Annotated in this window: 18 protein-coding genes; 16 read left to right on the top strand and 2 right to left on the bottom strand. The window is 31.4% G+C overall.

Going from position 1 to position 21,986, the window contains the following annotated elements; genetic code table 11:
* Window positions 1-17: 17 nt before the first annotated feature.
* The 9 genes from uvrC to RT714_RS02460 all read left to right on the top strand — a co-directional run bounded on the left by uvrC (window position 18) and on the right by RT714_RS02460 (window position 11,474).
* On the top strand, window positions 18-1,892 hold the full coding sequence (gene uvrC, locus RT714_RS02500; RefSeq protein ID WP_313756034.1) for an excinuclease ABC subunit UvrC: 1,875 nt from the start codon (window positions 18-20) through the stop codon (window positions 1,890-1,892).
* Between the two features lies 1 nt (window position 1,893).
* Window positions 1,894-2,085 carry a PspC domain-containing protein gene (locus RT714_RS02495; RefSeq protein ID WP_313756033.1) on the top strand — a complete coding sequence of 64 codons (192 nt, stop codon included), beginning with the start codon at window positions 1,894-1,896 and terminating at the stop codon, window positions 2,083-2,085.
* Window positions 2,086-2,299: 214 nt separating this feature from the next.
* Window positions 2,300-5,824: a pyruvate:ferredoxin (flavodoxin) oxidoreductase gene (nifJ, locus tag RT714_RS02490; RefSeq protein WP_313756032.1), complete on the top strand. Its 3,525-nt coding sequence runs from the start codon at window positions 2,300-2,302 to the stop codon at window positions 5,822-5,824.
* Window positions 5,825-5,987: 163 nt separating this feature from the next.
* A complete protein-coding gene (murB, locus tag RT714_RS02485; protein ID WP_313756031.1) occupies window positions 5,988-6,899 on the top strand; it encodes a UDP-N-acetylmuramate dehydrogenase in 912 nt (303 codons plus the stop codon).
* Entirely contained in the window at window positions 6,900-7,667 is a 768-nt protein-coding gene (locus RT714_RS02480) for a PHP domain-containing protein (RefSeq protein ID WP_313756030.1), read from the top strand.
* A gap of 12 nt (window positions 7,668-7,679) precedes the next feature.
* On the top strand, window positions 7,680-8,537 hold the full coding sequence (gene rapZ, locus RT714_RS02475; protein ID WP_313756029.1) for an RNase adapter RapZ: 858 nt from the start codon (window positions 7,680-7,682) through the stop codon (window positions 8,535-8,537).
* A gap of 12 nt (window positions 8,538-8,549) precedes the next feature.
* Window positions 8,550-9,554, top strand: a complete 1,005-nt coding sequence (locus RT714_RS02470; protein ID WP_313756028.1) for a YvcK family protein — start codon at window positions 8,550-8,552, stop codon at window positions 9,552-9,554.
* Window positions 9,555-9,758: 204 nt separating this feature from the next.
* Window positions 9,759-10,682: an ABC transporter ATP-binding protein gene (locus RT714_RS02465; RefSeq protein WP_313756027.1), complete on the top strand. Its 924-nt coding sequence runs from the start codon at window positions 9,759-9,761 to the stop codon at window positions 10,680-10,682.
* Window positions 10,683-11,474, top strand: a complete 792-nt coding sequence (locus tag RT714_RS02460) for an ABC transporter permease (protein ID WP_313756026.1) — start codon at window positions 10,683-10,685, stop codon at window positions 11,472-11,474. It abuts the gene before it with no gap.
* A gap of 178 nt (window positions 11,475-11,652) precedes the next feature.
* Here the strand turns inward: RT714_RS02460 and RT714_RS02455 are convergent, their stop codons facing one another.
* Together RT714_RS02455 and RT714_RS02450 are read right to left on the bottom strand one after the other, a co-directional pair.
* A complete protein-coding gene (locus RT714_RS02455; protein WP_313756025.1) occupies window positions 11,653-12,174 on the bottom strand; it encodes a hypothetical protein in 522 nt (173 codons plus the stop codon).
* Window positions 12,175-12,376: 202 nt separating this feature from the next.
* Complete coding sequence (locus RT714_RS02450) at window positions 12,377-13,402, bottom strand: M42 family metallopeptidase (protein ID WP_313756024.1); 1,026 nt, start codon at window positions 13,400-13,402, stop codon at window positions 12,377-12,379.
* 153 nt (window positions 13,403-13,555) lie between these two features.
* Here RT714_RS02450 and RT714_RS02445 point away from each other — a divergent pair, with 153 nt between their 5' ends.
* The 7 genes from RT714_RS02445 to pyk all read left to right on the top strand — a co-directional run bounded on the left by RT714_RS02445 (window position 13,556) and on the right by pyk (window position 21,984).
* Complete coding sequence (locus RT714_RS02445) at window positions 13,556-13,963, top strand: NUDIX hydrolase (RefSeq protein ID WP_313756023.1); 408 nt, start codon at window positions 13,556-13,558, stop codon at window positions 13,961-13,963.
* A 16-nt stretch (window positions 13,964-13,979) separates the two neighbouring features.
* Window positions 13,980-14,939 carry a DNA-binding protein WhiA gene (gene whiA / locus RT714_RS02440; RefSeq protein WP_313756022.1) on the top strand — a complete coding sequence of 320 codons (960 nt, stop codon included), beginning with the start codon at window positions 13,980-13,982 and terminating at the stop codon, window positions 14,937-14,939.
* Window positions 14,932-15,318 (top strand): GrdX family protein, encoded by a 387-nt coding sequence (locus RT714_RS02435; protein ID WP_313756021.1) that lies wholly within the window; start codon window positions 14,932-14,934, stop codon window positions 15,316-15,318. Before whiA ends, RT714_RS02435 begins: the two co-directional genes overlap by 8 nt.
* Window positions 15,319-15,524: 206 nt before the next feature.
* Window positions 15,525-18,998 (top strand): DNA polymerase III subunit alpha, encoded by a 3,474-nt coding sequence (locus RT714_RS02430; protein WP_313756020.1) that lies wholly within the window; start codon window positions 15,525-15,527, stop codon window positions 18,996-18,998.
* A 40-nt stretch (window positions 18,999-19,038) separates the two neighbouring features.
* A complete protein-coding gene (locus RT714_RS02425) occupies window positions 19,039-19,233 on the top strand; it encodes a hypothetical protein (protein ID WP_072974437.1) in 195 nt (64 codons plus the stop codon).
* A gap of 21 nt (window positions 19,234-19,254) precedes the next feature.
* Entirely contained in the window at window positions 19,255-20,214 is a 960-nt protein-coding gene (gene pfkA / locus RT714_RS02420; protein ID WP_216541913.1) for a 6-phosphofructokinase, read from the top strand.
* A 12-nt stretch (window positions 20,215-20,226) separates the two neighbouring features.
* Window positions 20,227-21,984, top strand: coding sequence for a pyruvate kinase (gene pyk / locus RT714_RS02415; protein ID WP_313756019.1), 1,758 nt, complete (start codon window positions 20,227-20,229; stop codon window positions 21,982-21,984).
* The last annotated feature ends 2 nt before the right edge of the window (window positions 21,985-21,986 follow it).

Below are 21,986 nucleotides of genomic sequence, written 5' to 3'. Positions count from 1 at the left end.
GCTTAAAGGGTGATTAAATGTTCAATATAGAAGAAGAATTAAAAAAGTTACCTGACAAACCAGGTGTTTATATAATGAAGGATAGAAATGATGAGATAATTTATGTGGGAAAAGCTATATCTCTTAGAAAGAGAGTAAGGCAGTATTTCCAGTCAGGAAAAAACAACCCACCTAAGGTTAATGCCATGATTAAACATATCTCTGAATTTGAATATATAATAGTAGATAATGAAATAGAGGCTCTAATACTTGAAGCAAATTTAATAAAGAAACATAAACCAAAATATAATATTCTATTAAGGGATGATAAGCAATATCCGTATATCAAGGTAACTGTTAATGAAAACTATCCTAGGGTAATGAAGACTAGGAAAGTTTTAAAGGATGGAGCTAAATATTTTGGACCTTATCCTAGCGTATATGCAGTAAATGATGTTATAGAGATTATAAGGAGTTTATATCCACTTAGAACATGCAATCGAAATCTAGAGAAGGATATAGGAAGAACAAGGCCTTGTTTAAATTTCTATATAGGCAGATGTTTGGGACCTTGTCAAGGGAATGTGGACGAAAATAAATATATGGAGATGGTAGAAGAAATTCTTTTATTTTTAAGTGGAAAAGAAGATAAATTAGTAGATATAATAGAAAATAAAATGAAGGAAGCTGCTCAAAATCTAGATTTTGAGACAGCAGCAAAATATAGGGATCAGATAAATTCTTTAAAACTACTTCATGAAAAACAAAAAATAGTATCAACTACAAATGTAATAGATCAAGATATAATTGGAATGGCAAGAGGAATTGAAGAAGTATGTATTCAAATATTCTTTATTAGAGATGGAAAAATAGTTGGTAGAGAGCATTTTATATTAGATGATATTTTTGAAGATGATAGAAAAGAAATTCTAAGTTCATTTATTAAACAATTTTATATAGGAGCATCCTATGTGCCAAAGGAGATAATAATTGAGGAAGAATTTCAAGATATAGAAATTATAACTAAATGGCTAAGTGAAAAGAAAGGTGCTAAGGTAAATATTTTAGTACCAAAACGAGGAGAAAAAATAGATTTAATAGAAATGGTAAGAAAAAATGCCTTAGATATGTTAAATCAATATGGTGATAAGTTTTTGAAGAAAGCCAGAGAGAATCAAAAAGCCTTAGAGGAATTACAAAGTATTATGGGGTTTCCTAATGAATTAAATAGAATTGAGGCATTTGATATATCGAATATTAGTGGGGTAGAATCAGTTGGTTCTATGGTAGTATTTGAAAAGGGAGAAGCTAAGAAATCAGATTATAGAAGATTTAGAATAAAAACAGTATCTGGAGCAGATGATTATGGAAGTATGGAAGAGATATTATTAAGGCGATTTACTAGAGGTATAGAAGAAAGAAAACTCTTGAAAGATAATAAAATAGAGGTAAAGGGATTTACTATTTTTCCAGATTTAATAATGATGGATGGTGGTAAGGGTCAAGTTAATGTTGCAATTAGAGTATTAAAAGAATTAAATATAGATATTCCTGTGTGTGGACTTGTAAAAGATGATTTTCATAAGACTAGGGGAATAATATATAATAATAGGGAGATTAGATTAGATGAAGACTCCTTGGGATTTAGATTGATATATAGAATTCAAGAAGAGGCTCACCGTTTTGCAATTTCTTATCATAGATCTCTTAGGTCTAAGAAAATGTTTAAATCTGAATTAGATGATATCAAAGGTATAGGAGAAAAAAGAAAGATTGAATTACTAAAACATTTTCAAAGTATTAATAATATAAAAAATGCAACAATAGAGGAATTATCAGAAGTAAAGGGTATGAATAAATTAGTAGCAGAAGAGTTATATAATCATTTTAATAAAAATAAGGGGGGATTTTGATTTGAAAAAACTTTATTTATCAAGTACAGATAAAAAAATATGTGGAGTATGTGGTGGCATTGCAGAATATTTTGAAATTGATGTTACTCTAGTAAGATTAGCTTGGGTATTATTATCACTTTTTACTGCAGCCTTTCCAGGTATAATAGCATATATTATAGCTTGTATGATTATTCCAAAACAAGGTTATTGATACTGAAGTAATGTTAGTTGGAACAAAGCAAATGAGAAAATATTGTGAATAATCCGTCTTTTAAATTTGACCCTTTCAAATATTGACTTTCGTTCCAATATTTCATATACTTAAATAGAAACAGAATGTCATAAAGTACTAATGTGTTAATTGACAAAATGTTAAAATTTTTATAACCAATACTAAGTTTTTATAATATAAAGGAGGTTTATATATGGCAAAATTAATGAAGACCATGGATGGAAATACTGCTGCTTCTCATGTAGCTTATGCTTTTACTGATGTAGCTGCAATCTATCCTATTACACCATCTTCAACAATGGCAGAATTAGTAGATGAATGGTCTGCTAATAACAGAAAAAATATATTTGGACAGGAAGTATTAGTTACAGAACTGCAATCTGAGGCAGGAGCAGCTGGTGCAGTGCATGGCTCCCTATCAGCAGGGGCATTAACTACTACTTTTACAGCTTCACAAGGTTTATTACTTATGATTCCAAACATGTATAAAATGGCAGGAGAATTGTTACCAGCTGTATTCCATGTTTCAGCTAGAGCTTTAGCAGGACATGCACTTAGTATATTTGGAGATCATCAAGATGTTATGGCAGCTAGACAAACAGGATTTGCATTACTTGCATCAGGTTCAGTTCAAGAAACAATGGATTTAGCAGGTGTTGCACATCTTTCTGCTATAAAGGGAAGAGTTCCGTTCTTACACTTCTTTGATGGATTTAGAACATCTCATGAAATACAAAAAATTGAAGTAATGGATTATGCGGATTTAGAAAAATTAATTGATTATGATGCTCTTAATGAATTTAGACAAAGAGCGTTAAATCCAGAAAGACCATATACAAAGGGTACTGCGCAAAATCCAGATATTTATTTCCAAGCAGTAGAAGCTGCTAATCCATACTATGATAAAATAGTAGATGTAGTTGTAGAATATATGAATGAAATAAATAAAATAACTGGTAGAGATTATAAACCTTTTAATTACTATGGAGATCCAGAAGCTGAAAGAGTAATAGTTGCTATGGGTTCAGTTACTGAAACTATAGAAGAAACTATAGATTACTTAATGGCAAAAGGTGAAAAAGTAGGAGTTATTAAAGTTCATCTATATAGACCTTTTGCTCCAAAATACTTATTTGATGTATTGCCAAAGACAGTGAAGAAAATAGCAGTATTAGATAGAACTAAGGAAAAAGGTGCTATTGCGGAACCATTACACCTAGATATTAAGAACATATTCTATGATTCAGATATAAGACCAGTTATCGTTGGTGGAAGATATGGATTGGGTTCAAAAGACACTACTCCATCACAAATATTAGCTGTATATGAAAATTTAAAATTAGACCAACCAAAAGATAGATTTACTATTGGTATAGTAGATGATGTAACTAATTTATCATTAGATACTAAAGAAGTTATAAAAACTGAACCAGAAGGAACAATTAGATGTAAATTCTGGGGATTTGGTTCTGACGGAACAGTTGGAGCGAATAAATCAGCTATAAAAATCATTGGTGATGATACTGATATGTATGCTCAAGGATATTTTGCATATGACAGTAAAAAATCAGGTGGAGTTACTATTTCTCACTTAAGATTTGGACATAAACCAATTAAATCAACTTATTTAATTACAGATGCAGACTTTGTATCCTGTTCAAAACAATCCTATGTATATCAATATGATTTACTTAAAGGATTGAAAGATGGAGGAACTTTCCTTTTAAACTGTACTTGGAGTCCAGAAGAACTAGATAAAAATCTTCCAGCATCAATGAAGAAATATATTGCAGAACATAATATTAATTTCTATACAATAGATGCTACTAAGATAGCTGTGGAAATAGGCTTAGGCGGAAGAACTAATATGATAATGCAATCAGCATTCTTTAAATTATCAGAAGTATTACCAATAGATGAAGCAATTGAACACTTAAAGAAATCTATAGTTTCTGACTATGGTGCTAAGGGTGAAGAAATTGTTAAGATGAACTATGAAGCAGTAGAAAAAGGTATTGATGCTTTAGTTAAGATAGATGTTCCAACATCATGGAAAGATGCAAAAGATGATGTTGTAAATGATACTAAAGAAGTACCAGAATTCATTGAAAAAGTATTAATTCCAATGAATAGACAAGAGGGAGACGATTTACCAGTAAGTACTTTTGTTGGTAGAGAAGATGGATCCTTCCCACATGGAACATCAGAATATGAAAAACGTGGTATTGCAGTAGATGTACCTCATTGGATTAAGGAAAATTGTATCCAATGTAATCAATGTTCATTTGTTTGTCCACATGCAGTTATTAGACCATTCTTATTAGATGAAGAAGAAAAGAAAAATGCACCAGAAACATTTGAAACATTAAAGGCTACAGGAAAAGGATTAGAAGAGTATGGATTCCGTATGCAAATTTCTCCATTAGATTGTACAGGATGTGGAAACTGTGCTGATGTGTGTCCAGCTAAAGAAAAGGCTTTAGTTATGACTCCATTTGAAGAAGAATATGAAGTTGAAGCTAATAACTGGGAATATGCTATGACAGTTAAGGCTAAAACAGATGTAATGGATGCATATAGCATTAAAGGTTCTCAGTTCCAAGAGCCACATCTTCAATTCTCAGGAGCATGTGCTGGATGTGGAGAAACTCCATATGTAAAACTAATCACTCAATTATTTGGAGATAGAATGATGATCGCCAATGCTACAGGTTGTTCATCAATCTGGGGTGGTTCTGCACCATCTATGCCATATTGTAAGGGTCAAGATGGCCGAGGACCATCATGGGCAAATTCATTATTCGAAGATAATGCTGAATATGGCTATGGTATGGCAGTAGCTGTTACGCAAATGAGAGATAAGCTTGAATTATTAATGAAAGAATTTATTGAATTAAATATAGATGAAGAATTAAACGGATACTTTAATGCTTGGATAGAAGGTAAGAAAGATGCAAAAGCATCAAAAGCTGCAACTGGTATGATCTTACCAAAATTAAACAAAGAAGTAGCAAATGCAAGAGGAAAAGAAATCCTTGCTGAAATCGAAGAACTAAAGGATTATCTAATTAAGAGATCAATGTGGATATTTGGTGGAGATGGTTGGGCTTATGATATAGGATTTGGTGGACTTGATCATGTTCTAGCATCAGGAGCAGATGTAAATATATTAGTATTAGATACTGAAGTATATTCAAATACTGGTGGTCAATCATCTAAAGCTACACCAACTGCGGCAGTTGCTAAATTTGCAGCATCTGGTAAGAAAGTAACTAAGAAAAACTTAGGTCTAATGATGACTTCCTACGGATATGTTTATGTAGCTCAAGTAGCTATGGGTGCTAATATGAATCAACTTATTAAAGCACTTAAAGAGGCAGAATCCTATGACGGACCAGCTATAGTTATAGCTTATGCACCATGTATTAACCATGGTATTAGAGTTGGAATGGGTAAAACAATTAAGCAAGAAAAGAAAGCTGTAGATACAGGATACTGGCATCTATTTAGATTTGACCCAAGACTTAAGGACGAAGGAAAGAATCCATTTACTCTTGATTCCAAAGAACCAACAGAATCATTTATGGATTTCATCAACTCTGAGGTTAGGTATACTTCATTGAGAAGAACATTCCCAGAAACAGCAGAAGAACTATTTGAAGCAGCTGAAGCGGATGCTAAAGCAAGATACGAACAATACAAGAAATTAGCAGAATAATAATATAAAATAAAAGGTTATGGTGACGACCATAACCTTTTTGTATGTACATAAACAAGTTGGTATAAGAATATGATATTATAATAAGTTAAAAAAATTAGTAATATAATGTTAAATTTGGTACAATATTAAAGGTAAGGAGATTACATAAGGAGTGGTTTATTTGAAAAAGGAAGAAATACAGAAACTATTTGAGAATAAATCTTTTAGTGAAATATTATTAGATGAACCAATGAAAAATCATACTACATTTAAAATTGGTGGGCCAGCAGATGTAATGATTATTCCGTCTAGTGAGGAAGAATTAATAAAAGCAATTAAATTCTCAAGAGAAAATAATATAGATTTTTTAATCATGGGTAATGGGAGCAATTTGCTTATTAGAGATGGTGGTATAAGAGGTGTTGTAATTAAGATAAATGAAGGATTTAATGAAATAAAAGTAGATAATAGTATAATATATTGTCAAGCTGGAGCGTTGTTATCTACTACTAGTAAAACAGCTTTAAAACATAGTTTGAAAAATCTTGAATTTGCATCCGGTATACCAGGTACTGTAGGAGGAGCAATTACAATGAATGCTGGTGCCTATGGTGGAGAAATGAAGGATGTAGTGACGACAGTCAGGGTATTGGATAAAAATAATGAAATTAGGGAATATACAAATGAAGAGATGAACTTTAGATATAGAAATAGCAGAGTATGGGATGAAGGCCTGATAGTTCTAAGTGTGGAACTAGGTTTAGAAAAAGGAGATTATTCAACTATTGAAGAAACAATGAAGGATCTGACATATAAAAGAACATCAAAGCAACCCTTAGAACTGCCAAGTGGAGGAAGTACCTTTAAAAGACCACAAGGATTTTTTGCAGGAAAATTAATTGAAGATGCAGGGCTTCGTGGATTAAGACATGGAGGAGCTCAAGTTTCAGAAAAACATTGTGGTTTTGTAGTAAATGCTGGTAATGCTACTTGTAAGGATGTATTATATTTGATTTCTGTAATACAAAAAGTAGTAAGAGATAAATTTAATGTGGAACTTGAAAGGGAGATAAAGCTATTAGGAGAGGATTAAATGATAAAACTAATAGGTGATTATCATACTCACACTATTTATAGTAGTGGGTTTAGAGAAAAAGCTAAGCATGCAACAGGAACTATTAGGGATAATGCAGAAGCTGCTTTAGCCAAAGGGCTTAAAGAAATAGCCATAACAGAACATGGGCCTTCTCATTATCTTTATGGTGTTAGGAAGAAAAGAATTTCTCTTATGAGGGAAGAAATAAACAGGCTAAATGAAGAATTTATACCTAAGGGATTAAAAATTTTACTAGGAGTGGAGTCCAATTTAATAGGATTAGATGGAACCCTTGATGTAGATGAAAAATTTTTAAAATATATTGATTTTTTAATAATGGGATACCACTACGGAGCTACTCCAAAAAATTTAAAGGATGGCATAGGACTTTATGTATTAAATCCAATATCCAAATTACTTCCTTTAGGTAAGGAAAAAGCTAAGGAATTGAATACTAAAGCATATATAAAGGCTTTAAGTAAATATCCAATAAATATGATCTCTCATCCAGGTTCTAAGGCAAAGGTTGATATTGTAGAATTGGCAAAAGAGGCAATTAAATATGGTACAGCTTTAGAGATATCTGCAAAGCATAGTCAATTATCTGTAGAGAGTATCAAGAAACTATTAGATATGGACGTTATTTATATGGTAAATAGTGACGCTCATAGACCAGAAGATGTAGGAAATGTTGAAGATGCTATAAGAAAAGCAATAGAGGCAAATCTACCTCTAGACAGGATAAAAAATATTGAGATAAACTAATGAGGTGTTTGTATGGAATTTTTAATAATTACTGGTATGTCAGGAGCTGGAAAATCCCAAGCTATGAAGGTAATGGAGGATATAGACTATTATTGTATGGACAATTTACCTCCTGCACTTTTAACAAAGTTTGCTGAATTATGTTCTGAGTCTAAAAGAGCCATTAATAAAGTTGCCGTAGTTGTAGATATTCGCTCTGGTGAATTCTTTGATGATTTATTTAAGGGGTTGCAAGAACTTAATGATAGTGGAATAAAATATAGAATACTATTTTTAGATGCAGCAAATAATGTATTAATAAAGAGATACAAGGAGTTAAGGCGTCCCCATCCATTAAATCCAGAAGGTAGTATAATTGAGGGGATTAAAGAGGAGAGGGAGCTTTTAGAGAATGTGAAAAAAAGGGCGGATTATATAATAGATACATCTAATTCCACTTTAGGTATGCTAAAAGAAGAAATGTCAAAGATATTTCTAGAAGGGAAAAAATCTAGAAATATATCTCTTTCCATAATTTCCTTTGGTTTTAAACATGGGACTTTATTAGATGGAGACTTAATATTTGATGTAAGGTTTATTCCAAATCCTTTCTATGTTTCAGAATTAAGGGAGTTTACGGGAGAAGATGAAAATGTAAGGGATTATGTATTTAAGTGGCCTGAAACCAATATATTTATATCCAAAGTCATAGATATGCTGGAATTTCTAATTCCTCATTATACAAGGGAAGGAAAAACCCAATTGATTATAGGAATAGGATGTACAGGAGGAGTCCATAGGTCTGTAGCCATAGCTAACGAAATATCTAAAACCTTAGAAACAAATGGTCATAGAGTAGCAGTAAGCCATAGGGACTATAGATTAAAATAAAGGGGAATATTTATGAAAGATTTTAAACTAGATAAGGAATTATCTTTGGCACCTAAATTTGTAGTTATAGGTGGAGGTACAGGACTTTCAATATTGCTTAGGGGTCTTAAAAAGTTTACATCAAATATTACAGCTATAGTTACTGTAGCAGATGATGGTGGAGGTTCAGGAAAACTTAGGGAAGATCTAGGGATGCTTCCACCAGGTGATATTCGTTCTTGTTTATTGGCTCTTGCCAATACTGAACCTACTATGGAAAAGCTTTTACAGTATAGATTTACGGAAGGGATATTAAAAGGACAAAACTTTGGCAATTTATTTATAGCAGCTATGAATGAGATATACGGTAGTTTTGAGAAAGCAATAAAAGAAGCAAGTAATGTATTAGCTGTAACTGGTAAGGTACTTCCTATGACTTTAGAAGATGTAAAACTTTGTGCTGTTTTAGAAAATGGAGATATATTAAAAGGAGAATCACATATTCCGCTTGATGCAATAAAAGCGGGCAGCAGAATAGATTATATATATACAGATCCTAAAATATCCTATCCTTTAGAAGAGTCTGTAGAGGCTATTAATGAGGCAGATCTAATAGTCTTAGGCCCTGGAAGCTTATATACCAGTGTAATACCTAACCTTCTAGTAAACAATATAGTAACTACAATATATAATGCAAAGGCACCAAAGGTATATATTGCAAATGTAATGACTCAGCCTGGTGAAACAGATGGATATGATGTATTAGACCATGTAGATGCAATACTTAAGCATAGTACTTTAGATTTCTTAGATTATGTTATAGCTAATACAGAGGAAATCCCTATTGATACCTTAGAAAAATATATAATGGATGGTTCAAAGCCAGCATTAATGGGATCAAGGGATGAAGAAATATTAAAATCTAAAGGTATAAAATTAATGGGAGAGAATCTAGTAAATATTAGAAAAGATTATATTAGGCATGATAATATTAAGCTTAGTAAATTATTAATGGAAATAGCTAAAAAAGAGAAATAAGCAGAGATGCGTATTTTTTATTGTATTAAGGAAGAAAATGTTCTAAAGATATATTTTTTAAATTATATAGTTTCCATATGACTTTAGTCATGTGTGAATGTGAATTTAGTTTATAGGAATACCCAATATTTTCATATATACTATAGAAGAAGATAGAAATAGGTATGTAGTAATATATATCAATAAGATCAGGGAGATGGTAGAATGGAGGCTGTGAAAGTTGTTAATTTGACAAAGAATTATGGAAAGGTTAAGGCAGTAGATGATATTTCTTTTAGAGTTGAAAAAGGTAGTATTTGCGGAATACTTGGACCAAACGGTTCTGGGAAAACCACAACAATTAAAAGTATTTGCAATTTAATAATTCCTGATAAGGGCAATATTAAGATATATGGAAAAGACAATAAGAAGTCTACAAATCGAGTTTCGGCTGTATTTGAAGGAACCAGAAATCTTTATTGGAGATTAACTCCAAGAGAGAATTTACGTTATTTTGCAGGTATAAGGGGCTTAGGAGGAAAGAGATTAGAAAAAGATATAGATATACTATTGGACAGGTTTAATCTGATGGATAAAAAAGATATTATGGTAAATAACTTATCAAGGGGCATGCAGCAAAAAGTTGCTATAGCTATGACCTTAATTTGTAATGCTGATGTTATTTTACTAGATGAACCTACTCTTGGGCTAGATGTCCAGAGTCATTTGGATATTAAGAATATTTTAATGGATATAACTTCTGATTTAGATAAGACTGTTTTGCTTAGTACTCATGATATGAATTTAGTTCAGGATATTTGCAATGATATAGTTATTCTGAACAAGGGGAAAATAGTTGCAAAAGATAATATGGAAAACTTATTGAATATGTTTAAAACCATGACTTATGAACTTGTGCTGGCAGAAAGTATTTCAGAAGAAAGTAGAAATTCTTTAATGGGATTAGACTATAAACTTTATTTTACAAATAATGAATCCAAAATAGAAATAGATATATTGGAGCTTCAAGATATATATAAAATCATGGAAGAATTAAAAAATATAAACATTCTTATAAAAGAGATAAAACAAAAGGATATTGATTTTGAGAGGGTATATTTAAGTTTCACAGATGGGAAGGTGAATTAATTGACTAAGTACTTCTATCTATTTAAAGTATCTATAGAAAAAAACTTTAAGGAATTAAGCAGATATAAGTTTAATACAATCTCAGATATTATAATCTTTTATGTATTATTTATGGCAATGTTTTTAGGAATCAAAAGTTTTGGTATAAGTTTTGGAATTTCTCCTATGGATATGGGGAGTAATTTAGAAGGATTTGTAGTAGGGTATTTTCTATGGACAATTATGCTCATGGCTTATACAGGTGCTGCTTATGGTGTAATGCATGATGCCAATAGGGGGACATTAGAGCAATTAAATATGTCAGGCATAAAGCTTTCAACTATAGTTACCATAAGGAGTCTTTCTGATTTATTAATAAATTTCATAATCTCCATTGTCCTACTATTTATCATTATGCTAACAACTAATTATAAACTTGAGATAAAGATATTCTCAATTTTGTTGCCTATATTTATAGGGATATTCAGTATATTAGGCATAGGGCTAATTTTTGGAGGTTTAGCACTTATTTTTAAAAAGGTTCAATCCTTATTAAATATAGTCCAGTATTTTTTAATAGCTTTAGTTATGGTAAGTCCTGAAAATTCTATTATATACAATCTAATACCTTTTAGACCAGCGGCAGATAAAGTCATGTTATCTATGATGGAAGGATATTCTTTTATTGATTTCTCAATATATGATTATGGAATTATGGTAGGAAACTCTATTTTGTATTTTACCATAGGTTTATTAGTGTTTAATAAATGTGTTAATTTAGCTAAAAGAAAAGGGTTGCTAGGTCAATATTAAAGCAAGAGGAATAATTAGTCAACCTTATAGAGTTAACGGCTACATTGATGGTAAGATAATTTGAGATTGTTGTTCTTTGAAACTATAGAAATTCCTTGGATAAAAATTATATATCCAAGGAATTATTTGTTTTGTTAATACTTGGTTTTTTCTTAAATGCAACTAGAAACAAATTTGATTATTTTTTCTTTTCTTCTATTAATCTAGATATTATATTTCCAGCAGTTTTCTTAGTTAAGGTATCATAATTTACCTGATAATTTAGCTCTCCAGCTAATTTTTTTATAGTTTCTACTTGTCTAGGAGTGGGAGGTTCTTCTTGATAAGTTGGATAGCTTTCCTCTCCATCAGTTACAATGGAATCTTCAATAGATAATTCTTCTATAGCAGTCATACCAACATTAGTTAAATCCCGAAGAACACGAGCTTTTGCTCTGGTAGATGCCATTCTAATTAAATGGGGAACTAAAGCGGAATTAACAGATTGAGGAGAAGCATCTCCTATATCTTGAAATCTTTCCTTATCAGTAGTTGCCACAGCTTTACATATGGCAGTCATATTATTTTCCTTATTAGGTATCTGTATTATCTCAACTTCTATTGATATAAGGTTTCTTTGATGAGCTAAATCAAGAAGCCCTTCATAAGTTACAAAGGATTTTCCTTGCAAATTTATAATGAAATTTTCATTTACTGTCATAAAATCACCTCTAAACATATATTTCCCTTAGAATAATAAAATAGTCATTTATGAGTATTAGATAATGCTGGATGATTATGGTAATATTATATCATATAGATAAGGAGATTTTATTATATATTTATATTTAATAAAAGAGTACAGGGACGAACTAAATGATTTTAAAAAAGTATAAAACCCAGAATTAATCTGGGTTTTATCATTACTTAGTTAAATAAGCAATTCCGAGTTTAATTGTATTTTCAATTGCCTCAATATGAGTCCTTTCAAAGCTATGAGAAGCATCAACTCCAGGGCCAATTAAACCAACTTTAAAATCATGTCCTGCTCTAAGAGCTGCCGAACCATCAGAGCCATAATATGGATATATATCTATTTTATAATTCAAATTCTCTTCTTGAGCGAAGCCAATAAGTCTTTTTCTTAATTCATAGTCATATGGTCCAGAACTATCTTTGGCACAGATTGTAACTGAAAATTCATCTGATGTTTGACCATCTCCAGGAGCTGCCATATCTATTGCTATAAATTCAAAGGTTTTTTCTGGAATAGCTGCAGCTGCTCCATGGCCTACTTCCTCATAGTTGGAAATAAAGAAATTAGTTGTATAATTAGGTTTTATTTTGTTATCTACTAAATGTTTAGCTATGCCAAGTAAAGATATAACTCCAGCTTTGTCATCTAAATGTCTTGATTTAATAAACCCTGATTTGGTGACTACAACTCTTGGGTCAAGATATACAAAATCTCCTACATTTATGCCAAGATTTATGATATCTTCTTTAGAGGAAACCTTTTCATCTATTCTTATCTCCATATTATCAGCATTTCTTTCTACTGTTTTAGTTCCTTCACCATGAACATGGGATGATGCCTTAGTAGTCATTATAGTACCAGTGTAAGTCTTTCCATCTAAAGTTTCAATAGTTACGTGTTCACCTTCAACTGTATTCCATACATACCCGCCTAATTGAGTAATTTTAAGTCGCCCATTTCCTTTTATTTCCTTTACCATAGCACCTAAAGTATCTACATGGCCAGATAATGTTACTTCTTTGTCCTTGTTTTTTCCTTCTATAGTTGCAATTAAAGCACCTTTTGTAGTTCGTTTTGTTGCTGCTCCTAGTTCTCTAAATTTTTCTTCTACGAATAATATTGCTTTTTCAGTATTCCCAGTAGGGCTTGGGATTTTTAATAATTCTTCTAAATTTTTAGCTATATATTCCATATTATAATACCCCCTTTAAAATATCTATGTATATATTATATTGTATTATAAATATAAGTCAAAATCATTTAGCAAATCTAGTAATAATATAGTATAATTGAATTAATATGGTTTCTGAAAATAATTTAATTAATATATTGGGAGTTGGTTCTAGTGATAGAAGAGGTAAGTTCTGGAGGTGTTGTAATATTTGGCAATACAATATTACTTTTAAAAAAATTTAATGGTGATTGGGTCTTACCTAAGGGCAAAGTGGAAAAAAATGAAAGTATAAAAGATGCAGCATTAAGAGAAGTATTGGAAGAATCAGGTGTGAAAGCTGAAATAATCAAGTATATAGGTATGGTACATTATAAATATAAGAATTTAAAGGAAGATGAGATGGTTTATAAGACCGTTCATTGGTATTTAATGAAAACAAATAGTATGGATTGCACTCCTCAGAAAAAAGAAGGATTTATTGATGCTTTATTTGTTCATATAGATAAGGCGAAAGATTTAGTAAGGTATCAAGATGAAAGAAATATAATTATTAAGGGATTAAATATTTTGCAATCTTAAATAATGGGGTGATTTGATGTCATTTTCTGCGACAACTAAAAATGAATTGTCAAGAATACCTTTGACTAATAGATGTTGTTCTATAGCAGAGTTAGCAGCTCTTGTTAGAATGAATGGTACTATACAAATATCAGGAATGAAAAAGATAAACTTAAAGTTTACTACTGAAAATGCTGCTATTGCCAGAAGAATATTTTCATTACTAAAAAGCATTTATGATACTGATGTAGAAGTTATGGTAAGAAGAAATAAACAACTTAAGAAAAATAATAATTATTTGATAGTGATAAATAATAAAGATATATCTAAAAAAATATTAGAAGATGTAGGGTTTATTAAAGGAGAAGCCAGCTTCTTTAATCCTAATTTTATGATTCCAAGGGAAATAATAAAAAATAGATGTTGTAAACGAGCCTATATCAGAGGTGCATTTTTAGGAGGGGGTTCAACTAGTAACCCAGAAAAGACGTATCATTTAGAATTTGTTACCAGCAATGAAGAACATGCAGTAGATTTATCTAATGTAATCAATTCTTTTGGATTGAATTCAAAGATAGTGACAAGAAAGGAAAATTACGTAGTATATATTAAAGAAGGTGAGCAGATAGTAGATTTATTAAATATTATTGGAGCACATCAAGCACTCTTAAAACTTGAAGATATTCGTGTTTTAAAAAATGTAAGAAATAATATTAATAGAATAGTAAATTGTGAGACTGCCAATTTAGGAAAGACCATAGATGCTTCTATGAGGCAGGTGGAAAGTATTAAGTATATTCAGAATACTATTGGTTTAAATAAATTACCAGCTAACTTACGGGAAATTGCAGAACTTAGATTAGAATATAATGAAGCAAGTTTAAAGGAACTGGGTATGATGCTTGACCCCCCAGTTGGGAAATCAGGAGTAAACCATAGATTTAGAAAAATAGAAGAACTAGCAGATAAATTGAGAGGAGATAGAGAAAATGTCTAGCATAATAGTTACAAATAACCCATATGTATATGAAAAATATAAGGATAATATGGAAATAATCTATAAGGATGATTTAAATTATATACAAATTTTAGAATTCCTAAGGGATAAAATTCATGAAGGTCATCAATTACTTACACATCCATTATCAGGGAGTGTAAAGCCAAATGAAACACCTTATAAAACCATTATGATTTCTAAAGAAAAAGGCAATTTAGATCAGCAAGGTGTTTTAATAGTTGAAGAAAGTATAGCTACAGCAAAAAAATTCCAATCAAACAAACCTACTCCTGACTGGACTGAAAGAGTATTGGATGATTTTAGAGTTATAGACTTGTCCTTAATAGAAAATGTAATTGATAAATTAGGACATAAATAATTTATAGGTCATTTTACGCAGTTTAGCAACTCAAATCTATTTGTTACCTTAATTTGGGTCACAAGGTATAAATCAATAGTCCTTTAAAACTGGATACTTTCGTATAGATTTGATTAGGTCATAAAAAAGATTTCCTTATATATAGGGAAATCTTTTGTTTTATGATAGAATATATCTATGAGAGATACAATAGAGAGGGATATTTTATGAATTATGAGAATAAGTTTGTTCACTTACATGTGCATACGGAATACAGCCTATTAGATGGTTCTATTAAAATAGAGGATTTAATTTCTAGAACAAAGGAATTAAATATGGAATCCGTTGCTATAACTGACCACGGTTCTATGTTTGGCGTTATCAAGTTTTATAAAGAGGCTAAAAGACAAGGTATCAAGCCGATTTTAGGCTCTGAAGTTTATGTGGCAATTGATAAATATACTGATAGAGAGCCAAAGGATAAAAGCCAATATCATTTGGTACTTCTTGCAGAAACTAATGAAGGATATCAAAATTTAATGAAAATAGTATCTGAAGGATATGTAAATGGATTTTATTATAAGCCTAGAGTAGACCATAATATACTTAGAAAATATAGCAAGGGAATAATAGCATTATCAGCTTGTTTAGGCGGAGAAGTATCACAACATATATTGAATAATAATGTAGAAAAGGCAAAAAAAATTGTTTTGACATATAAGGAGATATTTGGAGAAAATAATTTTTTTCTTGAACTACAGGATTATGGACTTGAAGAGCAAAGAATGGTTAATAGAGAGCTAATAAAGATATCTCAAGAAACAAATATACCATTAGTAGCTACTAATGACGTTCATTATTTAAAGAAGGAAGATGCTGTAGTCCATGATGTACTATTATGTATTCAAACAGCTAAAACAGTTGATGAAGAAGGTAGGATGAAATTTCCTACAAATGAGTTTTACCTAAAATCTCCGGAAGAAATGAAGAATATATTTAGTAACAATAAAAAGGCATTAGAAAATACCGCATGGATTGCAGATAGATGTAATGTGGAACTGGATTTTAGCACCTTACATTTACCAGAATATAAAGTACCAGAAGGATTTACCAACGAAGAATATTTAAGATATCTTACTATAGAAGGACTTAAGAAAAGATATAAGGATATTACCGAGGAAATAAAAGATAGGTTTAATTATGAATTTAATACCATTATTCAAATGGGATATACAGATTATTTTCTCATAGTATGGGATTTTATAAAATTTGCTAAAGATAATGGCATAATGGTGGGACCTGGACGAGGTTCTGCTGCTGGAAGTATTGTATCTTATGCTTTGGGTATTATAGATATAGATCCCTTGGAGTATGGACTTATATTTGAAAGATTTTTAAATCCTGAGAGGGTATCTATGCCGGATATAGATATAGATTTTTGTTATGAAAGACGAGAAGAAGTTATCCAATATGTAGTTGATAAATATGGAATAGACCATGTTGCACAAATAGTTACATTCGGTACTATGGCAGCACGTGGTGCCATAAGAGATGTAGGCAGAGCATTAAATATGTCCTATGGGAAAGTGGATTTTATAGCTAAACAAATTCCTATGGAGATAGGAATGACAATATCAAAGGCTTTGGAAGTAAATAAAACTTTAAGGGACAGTTATTACGATGATGAAGAAATTAAAAATCTTATAGATTTGGCAAAGGCTGTGGAAGGACTACCTAGACACACATCTACCCATGCAGCAGGAGTAGTTATATCTAAAGCACCATTGACAAATTATGTACCCTTGTTAAGAAATGGAGAAGCAATAGCTACACAGTTTAATATGATAGAGCTAGAGGAACTAGGTTTATTGAAGATGGACTTTTTGGGACTTAGAACCTTAACTGTAATAAGAGATGCGGTTAATTTAATAGAGAAAAACCATAAGATTAAAATTGATTTTGAAGAAATAAATTATGAAGATCCATTAGTGCTTGAAATGTTTGCTAAGGCTGAGACATTGGGAATATTTCAGTTTGAATCTCCAGGGATGAGGGCGTTTTTGAAGGAGTTAGAGCCAAATGTATTTGAAAACCTCATAGCTGCCAATTCTCTTTTTAGGCCTGGGCCTATGAATCAGATACCTACATTTGTTGCATGTAAACATGATACATCGAAGATAGAATACCTTCATCCAAAACTAGAACATATCTTAGATGTTACTTATGGATGCATAGTTTATCAAGAACAGGTAATGCAAATAGTTAGGGATATTGGCGGATACTCCATGGGCAGAGCCGATTTAGTAAGACGTGCCATGGGTAAGAAGAAAATGGATGTAATGGAAGAAGAAAGAAGAAATTTCATCTATGGTCAAGTTGATGAAAATGGAAAAGTTCTTTTATCTGGATCTATAAGAAATGGAGTAGATGAAAAAACAGCTTCAAAGATTTATGATTTAATGATAGATTTTGCTAATTATGCTTTTAATAAAAGTCATTCTGCTGCATATGCAGTAGTTGCATATAGAACTGCTTGGCTTAAATTTTATTATCCAGTAGAGTTTATGGCAGCACTTATATCTTCTGTAATGGGGAATACAAGCCAAGTATCTCTATATATTCAAGAATGTAAAAGACTGGGAATAGAAATATTAGCACCTGATGTAAATGAATCTTATAATAAATTTACTGTTTCAGAAGGTAAAATTAGATTTGGACTTTCAGCTGTTAAAAATGTAGGTGAAAATTTTATAAAGGCAGTGGTGAAGGCTAGAGAAACAGGAAAATTCAAAGGGTTTACAGATTTCATTGAGAGAATAGAAAAGATAGATTCATCTGTAATGAATAAGAGAGCAGTTGAATCTTTGATTAAATGTGGAGCAATGGACAGCTTAGGAGGAAACAGGGCGCAATTATTGTCTGTATTTGAAAAAACTATAGATGGAATTCATGCTGATAGAAAAAGAAATATAGAAGGGCAATTTTCAATATTTGATACAATAGATGAAAATATTTCTAAGGATCATTTACCTGATTTAAAAGAGTTTCCGCAGAATATATTACTTACAATGGAAAAAGAAATGGTGGGAATGTATCTATCTGGACATCCATTAGAATCTTACAAATCTGAAATTGAAAAAGTGTCCACTATTACTACCTTTGATTTAATAGATAATGAAGAAGGAATGAACGGGGAATTAAGTGGAGTAAAGGATGGAAAGAAGATAGCTATAGGTGGTATAATTATTGAAAAGAAGAATATGATAACCAAAAATAATAATATGATGGCATTTATTACACTAGAAGATTTATATGGTACTATTGAATGTATAGTATTTCCAACTACCTTTGACAGATATAACAAATATTTAAAAGAGGATGGAATAGTTGTTATAGAAGGCAAGATTAGTACGTCTGAAGTAGAAGAACCTAAAATAATAGTTGAAAGAATATCTGAGTTAAATATATATAAAAGAGGAAAGCTATATCTAAAGATATCTTCTAATAGTGCTGCTAATACTTTTGAAAAATTAAAAGGAATTCTAAGAAATTATAATGGGGATACGCCAGTATATGTATATCTAGAAAGAGAAAAGAAAACTGTCATAGCAGATAGAACATTATGGATTGACGTAAATAGTAGTAAGGCTATTGAAGAGTTAAAAAACTTCCTAGGGGAAGAATCAGTAAAATTTATATAAATTATTTTAATTCTAAATTCTCAAAAGGAGTTGCTTTAATATGTGGACAGCCGTTTATATGGCTACAGGATTAGATAATGCATATGAAGTAGAAAGAAAACTTAAAGCAGAAGGATTTTTAGTAAAAATAAAATATTTTGCTCAAGAGGGTGAAGAAGAACTTTATGAAATATTAGCCCCGGAATTTGAAGCAGAAGACATACAAAATGCAATGATTGAATTAGGAATAATTTAATTGTAAATAAGGGGGAATTTTATGAAAACTATAGGAGTGCTAACTAGCGGGGGAGATGCCCCAGGTATGAATGCTGCCATTAGAGCCGTAGTTAGAGCAGGCATATTTAACGGTTTTAGGATGATGGGAATAAGGCAAGGATATAGTGGTTTAATAAATGGAGATATAGATGATATGAACCTTTCATCTGTTGCAGATATTATACATAGAGGTGGAACTATGCTTAGATCTGCCCGCTCTGATGAATTTAAGACTAAGGAAGGTTTTGAAAAGGCGTTAAATGTATTGGAGGTATTTGGCATAGATGGACTGGTAGTATTAGGTGGTGATGGTACTTTAAAAGGTGCTAGAGAATTATCAAATGCTGGAATACCGACTATTGGTATCCCTTGTACAATTGATAATGATTGTGGATTTTCTGATTTTACTATTGGCTTTTTTACAGCTGTAGAAACTGTAGTGGACGCTATATCAAAAATTAGAGATACTTCTACATCCCATGGAAGGGCTAATGTTATAGAAGTTATGGGCAGGCATTGCGGAGATATTGCCTTATATGCAGGTCTTGCAGGAGGAGCCGAGAGTATAATAGTTCCAGAGGTGGATTTTAATATAGATGAAGTATGTAAAAAGGCGATTCAAGGTAAAAACAGGGGAAAACTTCATCATATAATCGTTTTAGCTGAAGGTGTGGGTAATGCTTATGATGTATCTAAGTCAATTGAAGAAAAAACTGGCATAGACACTAGAGTTACAATCCTAGGATATATTCAAAGAGGAGGCAATCCTACATCCTATGATAGAATTATAGCTAGCAAAATGGGAAATAAAGCCATTGAGTTGTTAAAGGAAGGTAAAACAGATAGAGCATTGGGTATTAAATGTAATCACATAGTTGATATAGATATTAAGGAAGCTTTGGAAATGAAAAAGGAATTTGATATTGATATGTACAACACTGCACGAATATTATCTATATAGGAGGAGTAATAAATGAAGAAAACAAAAATAGTATGTACTATAGGTCCAGCATCAGAGTCACAAGATATATTGAGAGAATTATTTTTGAATGGATTAAATGTTTGTAGACTGAATTTTTCCCATGGAAGTCATGAAGAGCATAAAAGAAGAATAGATAATATAAAGAAGGTTAGAGAAGAATTTAATATGCCTATAGGTATTATGTTAGATACAAAGGGACCAGAAATAAGGCTAGGAGATTTTAAGGATGGAACTATAGAAATAGAAGAAGGGGATATATTAACTCTAACTACTAGGGATATATTAGGAGATAAGAGCATAGTATCTATTTCCTACGATGGATTACCTAATGATGTGGAAAAAGGAAGCAGGATATTAATAGATGATGGATTAGTAGAGTTTAGAGTATTAGATATAATTGATAATACTGATATAAACTGTATAGCATTAAATAATGGAACTTTAAAAAATCACAAAGGTGTAAATGTACCTAATGTAAAAATCAACCTACCATCAATTACTAAAAAGGATGTAGATGATATACTCTTTGGAATTGAAAATGATATTGATTTTATTGCAGCTTCCTTTGTTAGAAAAGCATCTGATGTTTTAGAAATAAGAAAAATTTTAGAAGAAAATAATGGAAATGTCATAGAGATAATTTCCAAAATAGAAAATCAAGAGGGTGTAGATAATATTGATGAAATACTTGCTGCATCTGATGGAATAATGGTGGCTAGAGGAGACTTAGGTGTAGAGATACAAACGGAAGAGATACCAATTGTACAAAAGGAGCTTATTAAAAAATCTAATTTAGTAGGAAAACCTGTTATTACAGCCACTCAAATGCTAGATTCTATGATGAGAAACCCAAGACCTACAAGGGCAGAAGTAACTGATGTTGCAAATGCTATTCTTGATGGAAGTAGTGCAATTATGTTGTCTGGAGAAACAGCAGCAGGAAAATATCCAATAGAATCAGTAAAAACTATGTATAATATCGCCATAAGAACTGAGGAATCTTTAAATTATAGTGAAATATTAAGCTCTAAGGTGGCAATAACAGAAGTATCTACAACTAATGCCATTGGAAAGGCTACTTGTACTACTGCAATGGATTTGGAGGCATCTGCCATAATTACAGCTACATCATCAGGATATACATCCAAGGCTATATCCAAATTTAGACCAAAATCACCTATAATAGCGGCAACAACTACAGAGTCTGTTATGAGAAGATTGTCCTTAGTATGGGGAGTTTATCCAGTCTTATCACCTTATAGCAATTCAACTGATGATGTAATAGAATTTTCTATACAATCAGCAGTAAATGAAAATTATGTAAAAGAAGGAGATTTAGTTGTTATAACAGCTGGTATTCCTGTGGGGACTTCTGGGTCTACTAATTTAATAAAAGTACACACCATAGGAAAAACTTTGTTAAAAGGAATGGGAATAGGAAAGGATTCCACCTTGGGTCGAGTTTGTATTGCAGATACGGAAGAGGAATTGATTGCAAAATTTAAAGACGGAGATGTTATAGTTAGTAAGGATACTCATAGAGAAATGGTAAGTTTTATGGAGAGAGCATCAGCTATTATAACAGAACAAGGAGGACTCACATCCCATGCGGCCATTGTAGGACTAAATCTTAATAAGCCAACTATAGTAGGTGCAGAAGATGCTACAACTATATTACAAGATGGAGAGATAATTACAGTGGATAGTACTACGGGGCTTGTATATAAAGGTGAGGCAAGGGTTCTATAATA

Origin of the sequence: Tissierella sp., assembly GCF_032104385.1 — a bacterium.
In the GTDB taxonomy this organism is placed as follows: Bacteria; Bacillota; Clostridia; order Tissierellales; family Tissierellaceae; genus Tissierella.
Note: the sequence above shows the minus strand (reverse complement) of the source record. Positions and strands in the feature narration are given on the sequence as shown.

What these genes read in the sequence shown, in the direction of transcription:
- uvrC (WP_313756034.1), top strand. Translation starts at nt 18, where the DNA reads ATGTTCAATATAGAAGAAGAATTAAAAAAGTTACCTGACAAACCAGGT.
- RT714_RS02470 (WP_313756028.1), top strand. Translation starts at nt 8,550, where the DNA reads ATGAAAGATTTTAAACTAGATAAGGAATTATCTTTGGCACCTAAATTT.
- RT714_RS02465 (WP_313756027.1), top strand. Translation starts at nt 9,759, where the DNA reads ATGGAGGCTGTGAAAGTTGTTAATTTGACAAAGAATTATGGAAAGGTT.
- RT714_RS02480 (WP_313756030.1), top strand. Translation starts at nt 6,900, where the DNA reads ATGATAAAACTAATAGGTGATTATCATACTCACACTATTTATAGTAGT.
- pfkA (WP_216541913.1), top strand. Translation starts at nt 19,255, where the DNA reads ATGAAAACTATAGGAGTGCTAACTAGCGGGGGAGATGCCCCAGGTATG.
- rapZ (WP_313756029.1), top strand. Translation starts at nt 7,680, where the DNA reads ATGGAATTTTTAATAATTACTGGTATGTCAGGAGCTGGAAAATCCCAA.
- whiA (WP_313756022.1), top strand. Translation starts at nt 13,980, where the DNA reads ATGTCATTTTCTGCGACAACTAAAAATGAATTGTCAAGAATACCTTTG.
- RT714_RS02425 (WP_072974437.1), top strand. Translation starts at nt 19,039, where the DNA reads ATGTGGACAGCCGTTTATATGGCTACAGGATTAGATAATGCATATGAA.
- nifJ (WP_313756032.1), top strand. Translation starts at nt 2,300, where the DNA reads ATGGCAAAATTAATGAAGACCATGGATGGAAATACTGCTGCTTCTCAT.
- RT714_RS02455 (WP_313756025.1), bottom strand. Translation starts at nt 12,174, where the DNA reads ATGACAGTAAATGAAAATTTCATTATAAATTTGCAAGGAAAATCCTTT.
- RT714_RS02435 (WP_313756021.1), top strand. Translation starts at nt 14,932, where the DNA reads ATGTCTAGCATAATAGTTACAAATAACCCATATGTATATGAAAAATAT.
- RT714_RS02430 (WP_313756020.1), top strand. Translation starts at nt 15,525, where the DNA reads ATGAATTATGAGAATAAGTTTGTTCACTTACATGTGCATACGGAATAC.
- RT714_RS02450 (WP_313756024.1), bottom strand. Translation starts at nt 13,402, where the DNA reads ATGGAATATATAGCTAAAAATTTAGAAGAATTATTAAAAATCCCAAGC.
- pyk (WP_313756019.1), top strand. Translation starts at nt 20,227, where the DNA reads ATGAAGAAAACAAAAATAGTATGTACTATAGGTCCAGCATCAGAGTCA.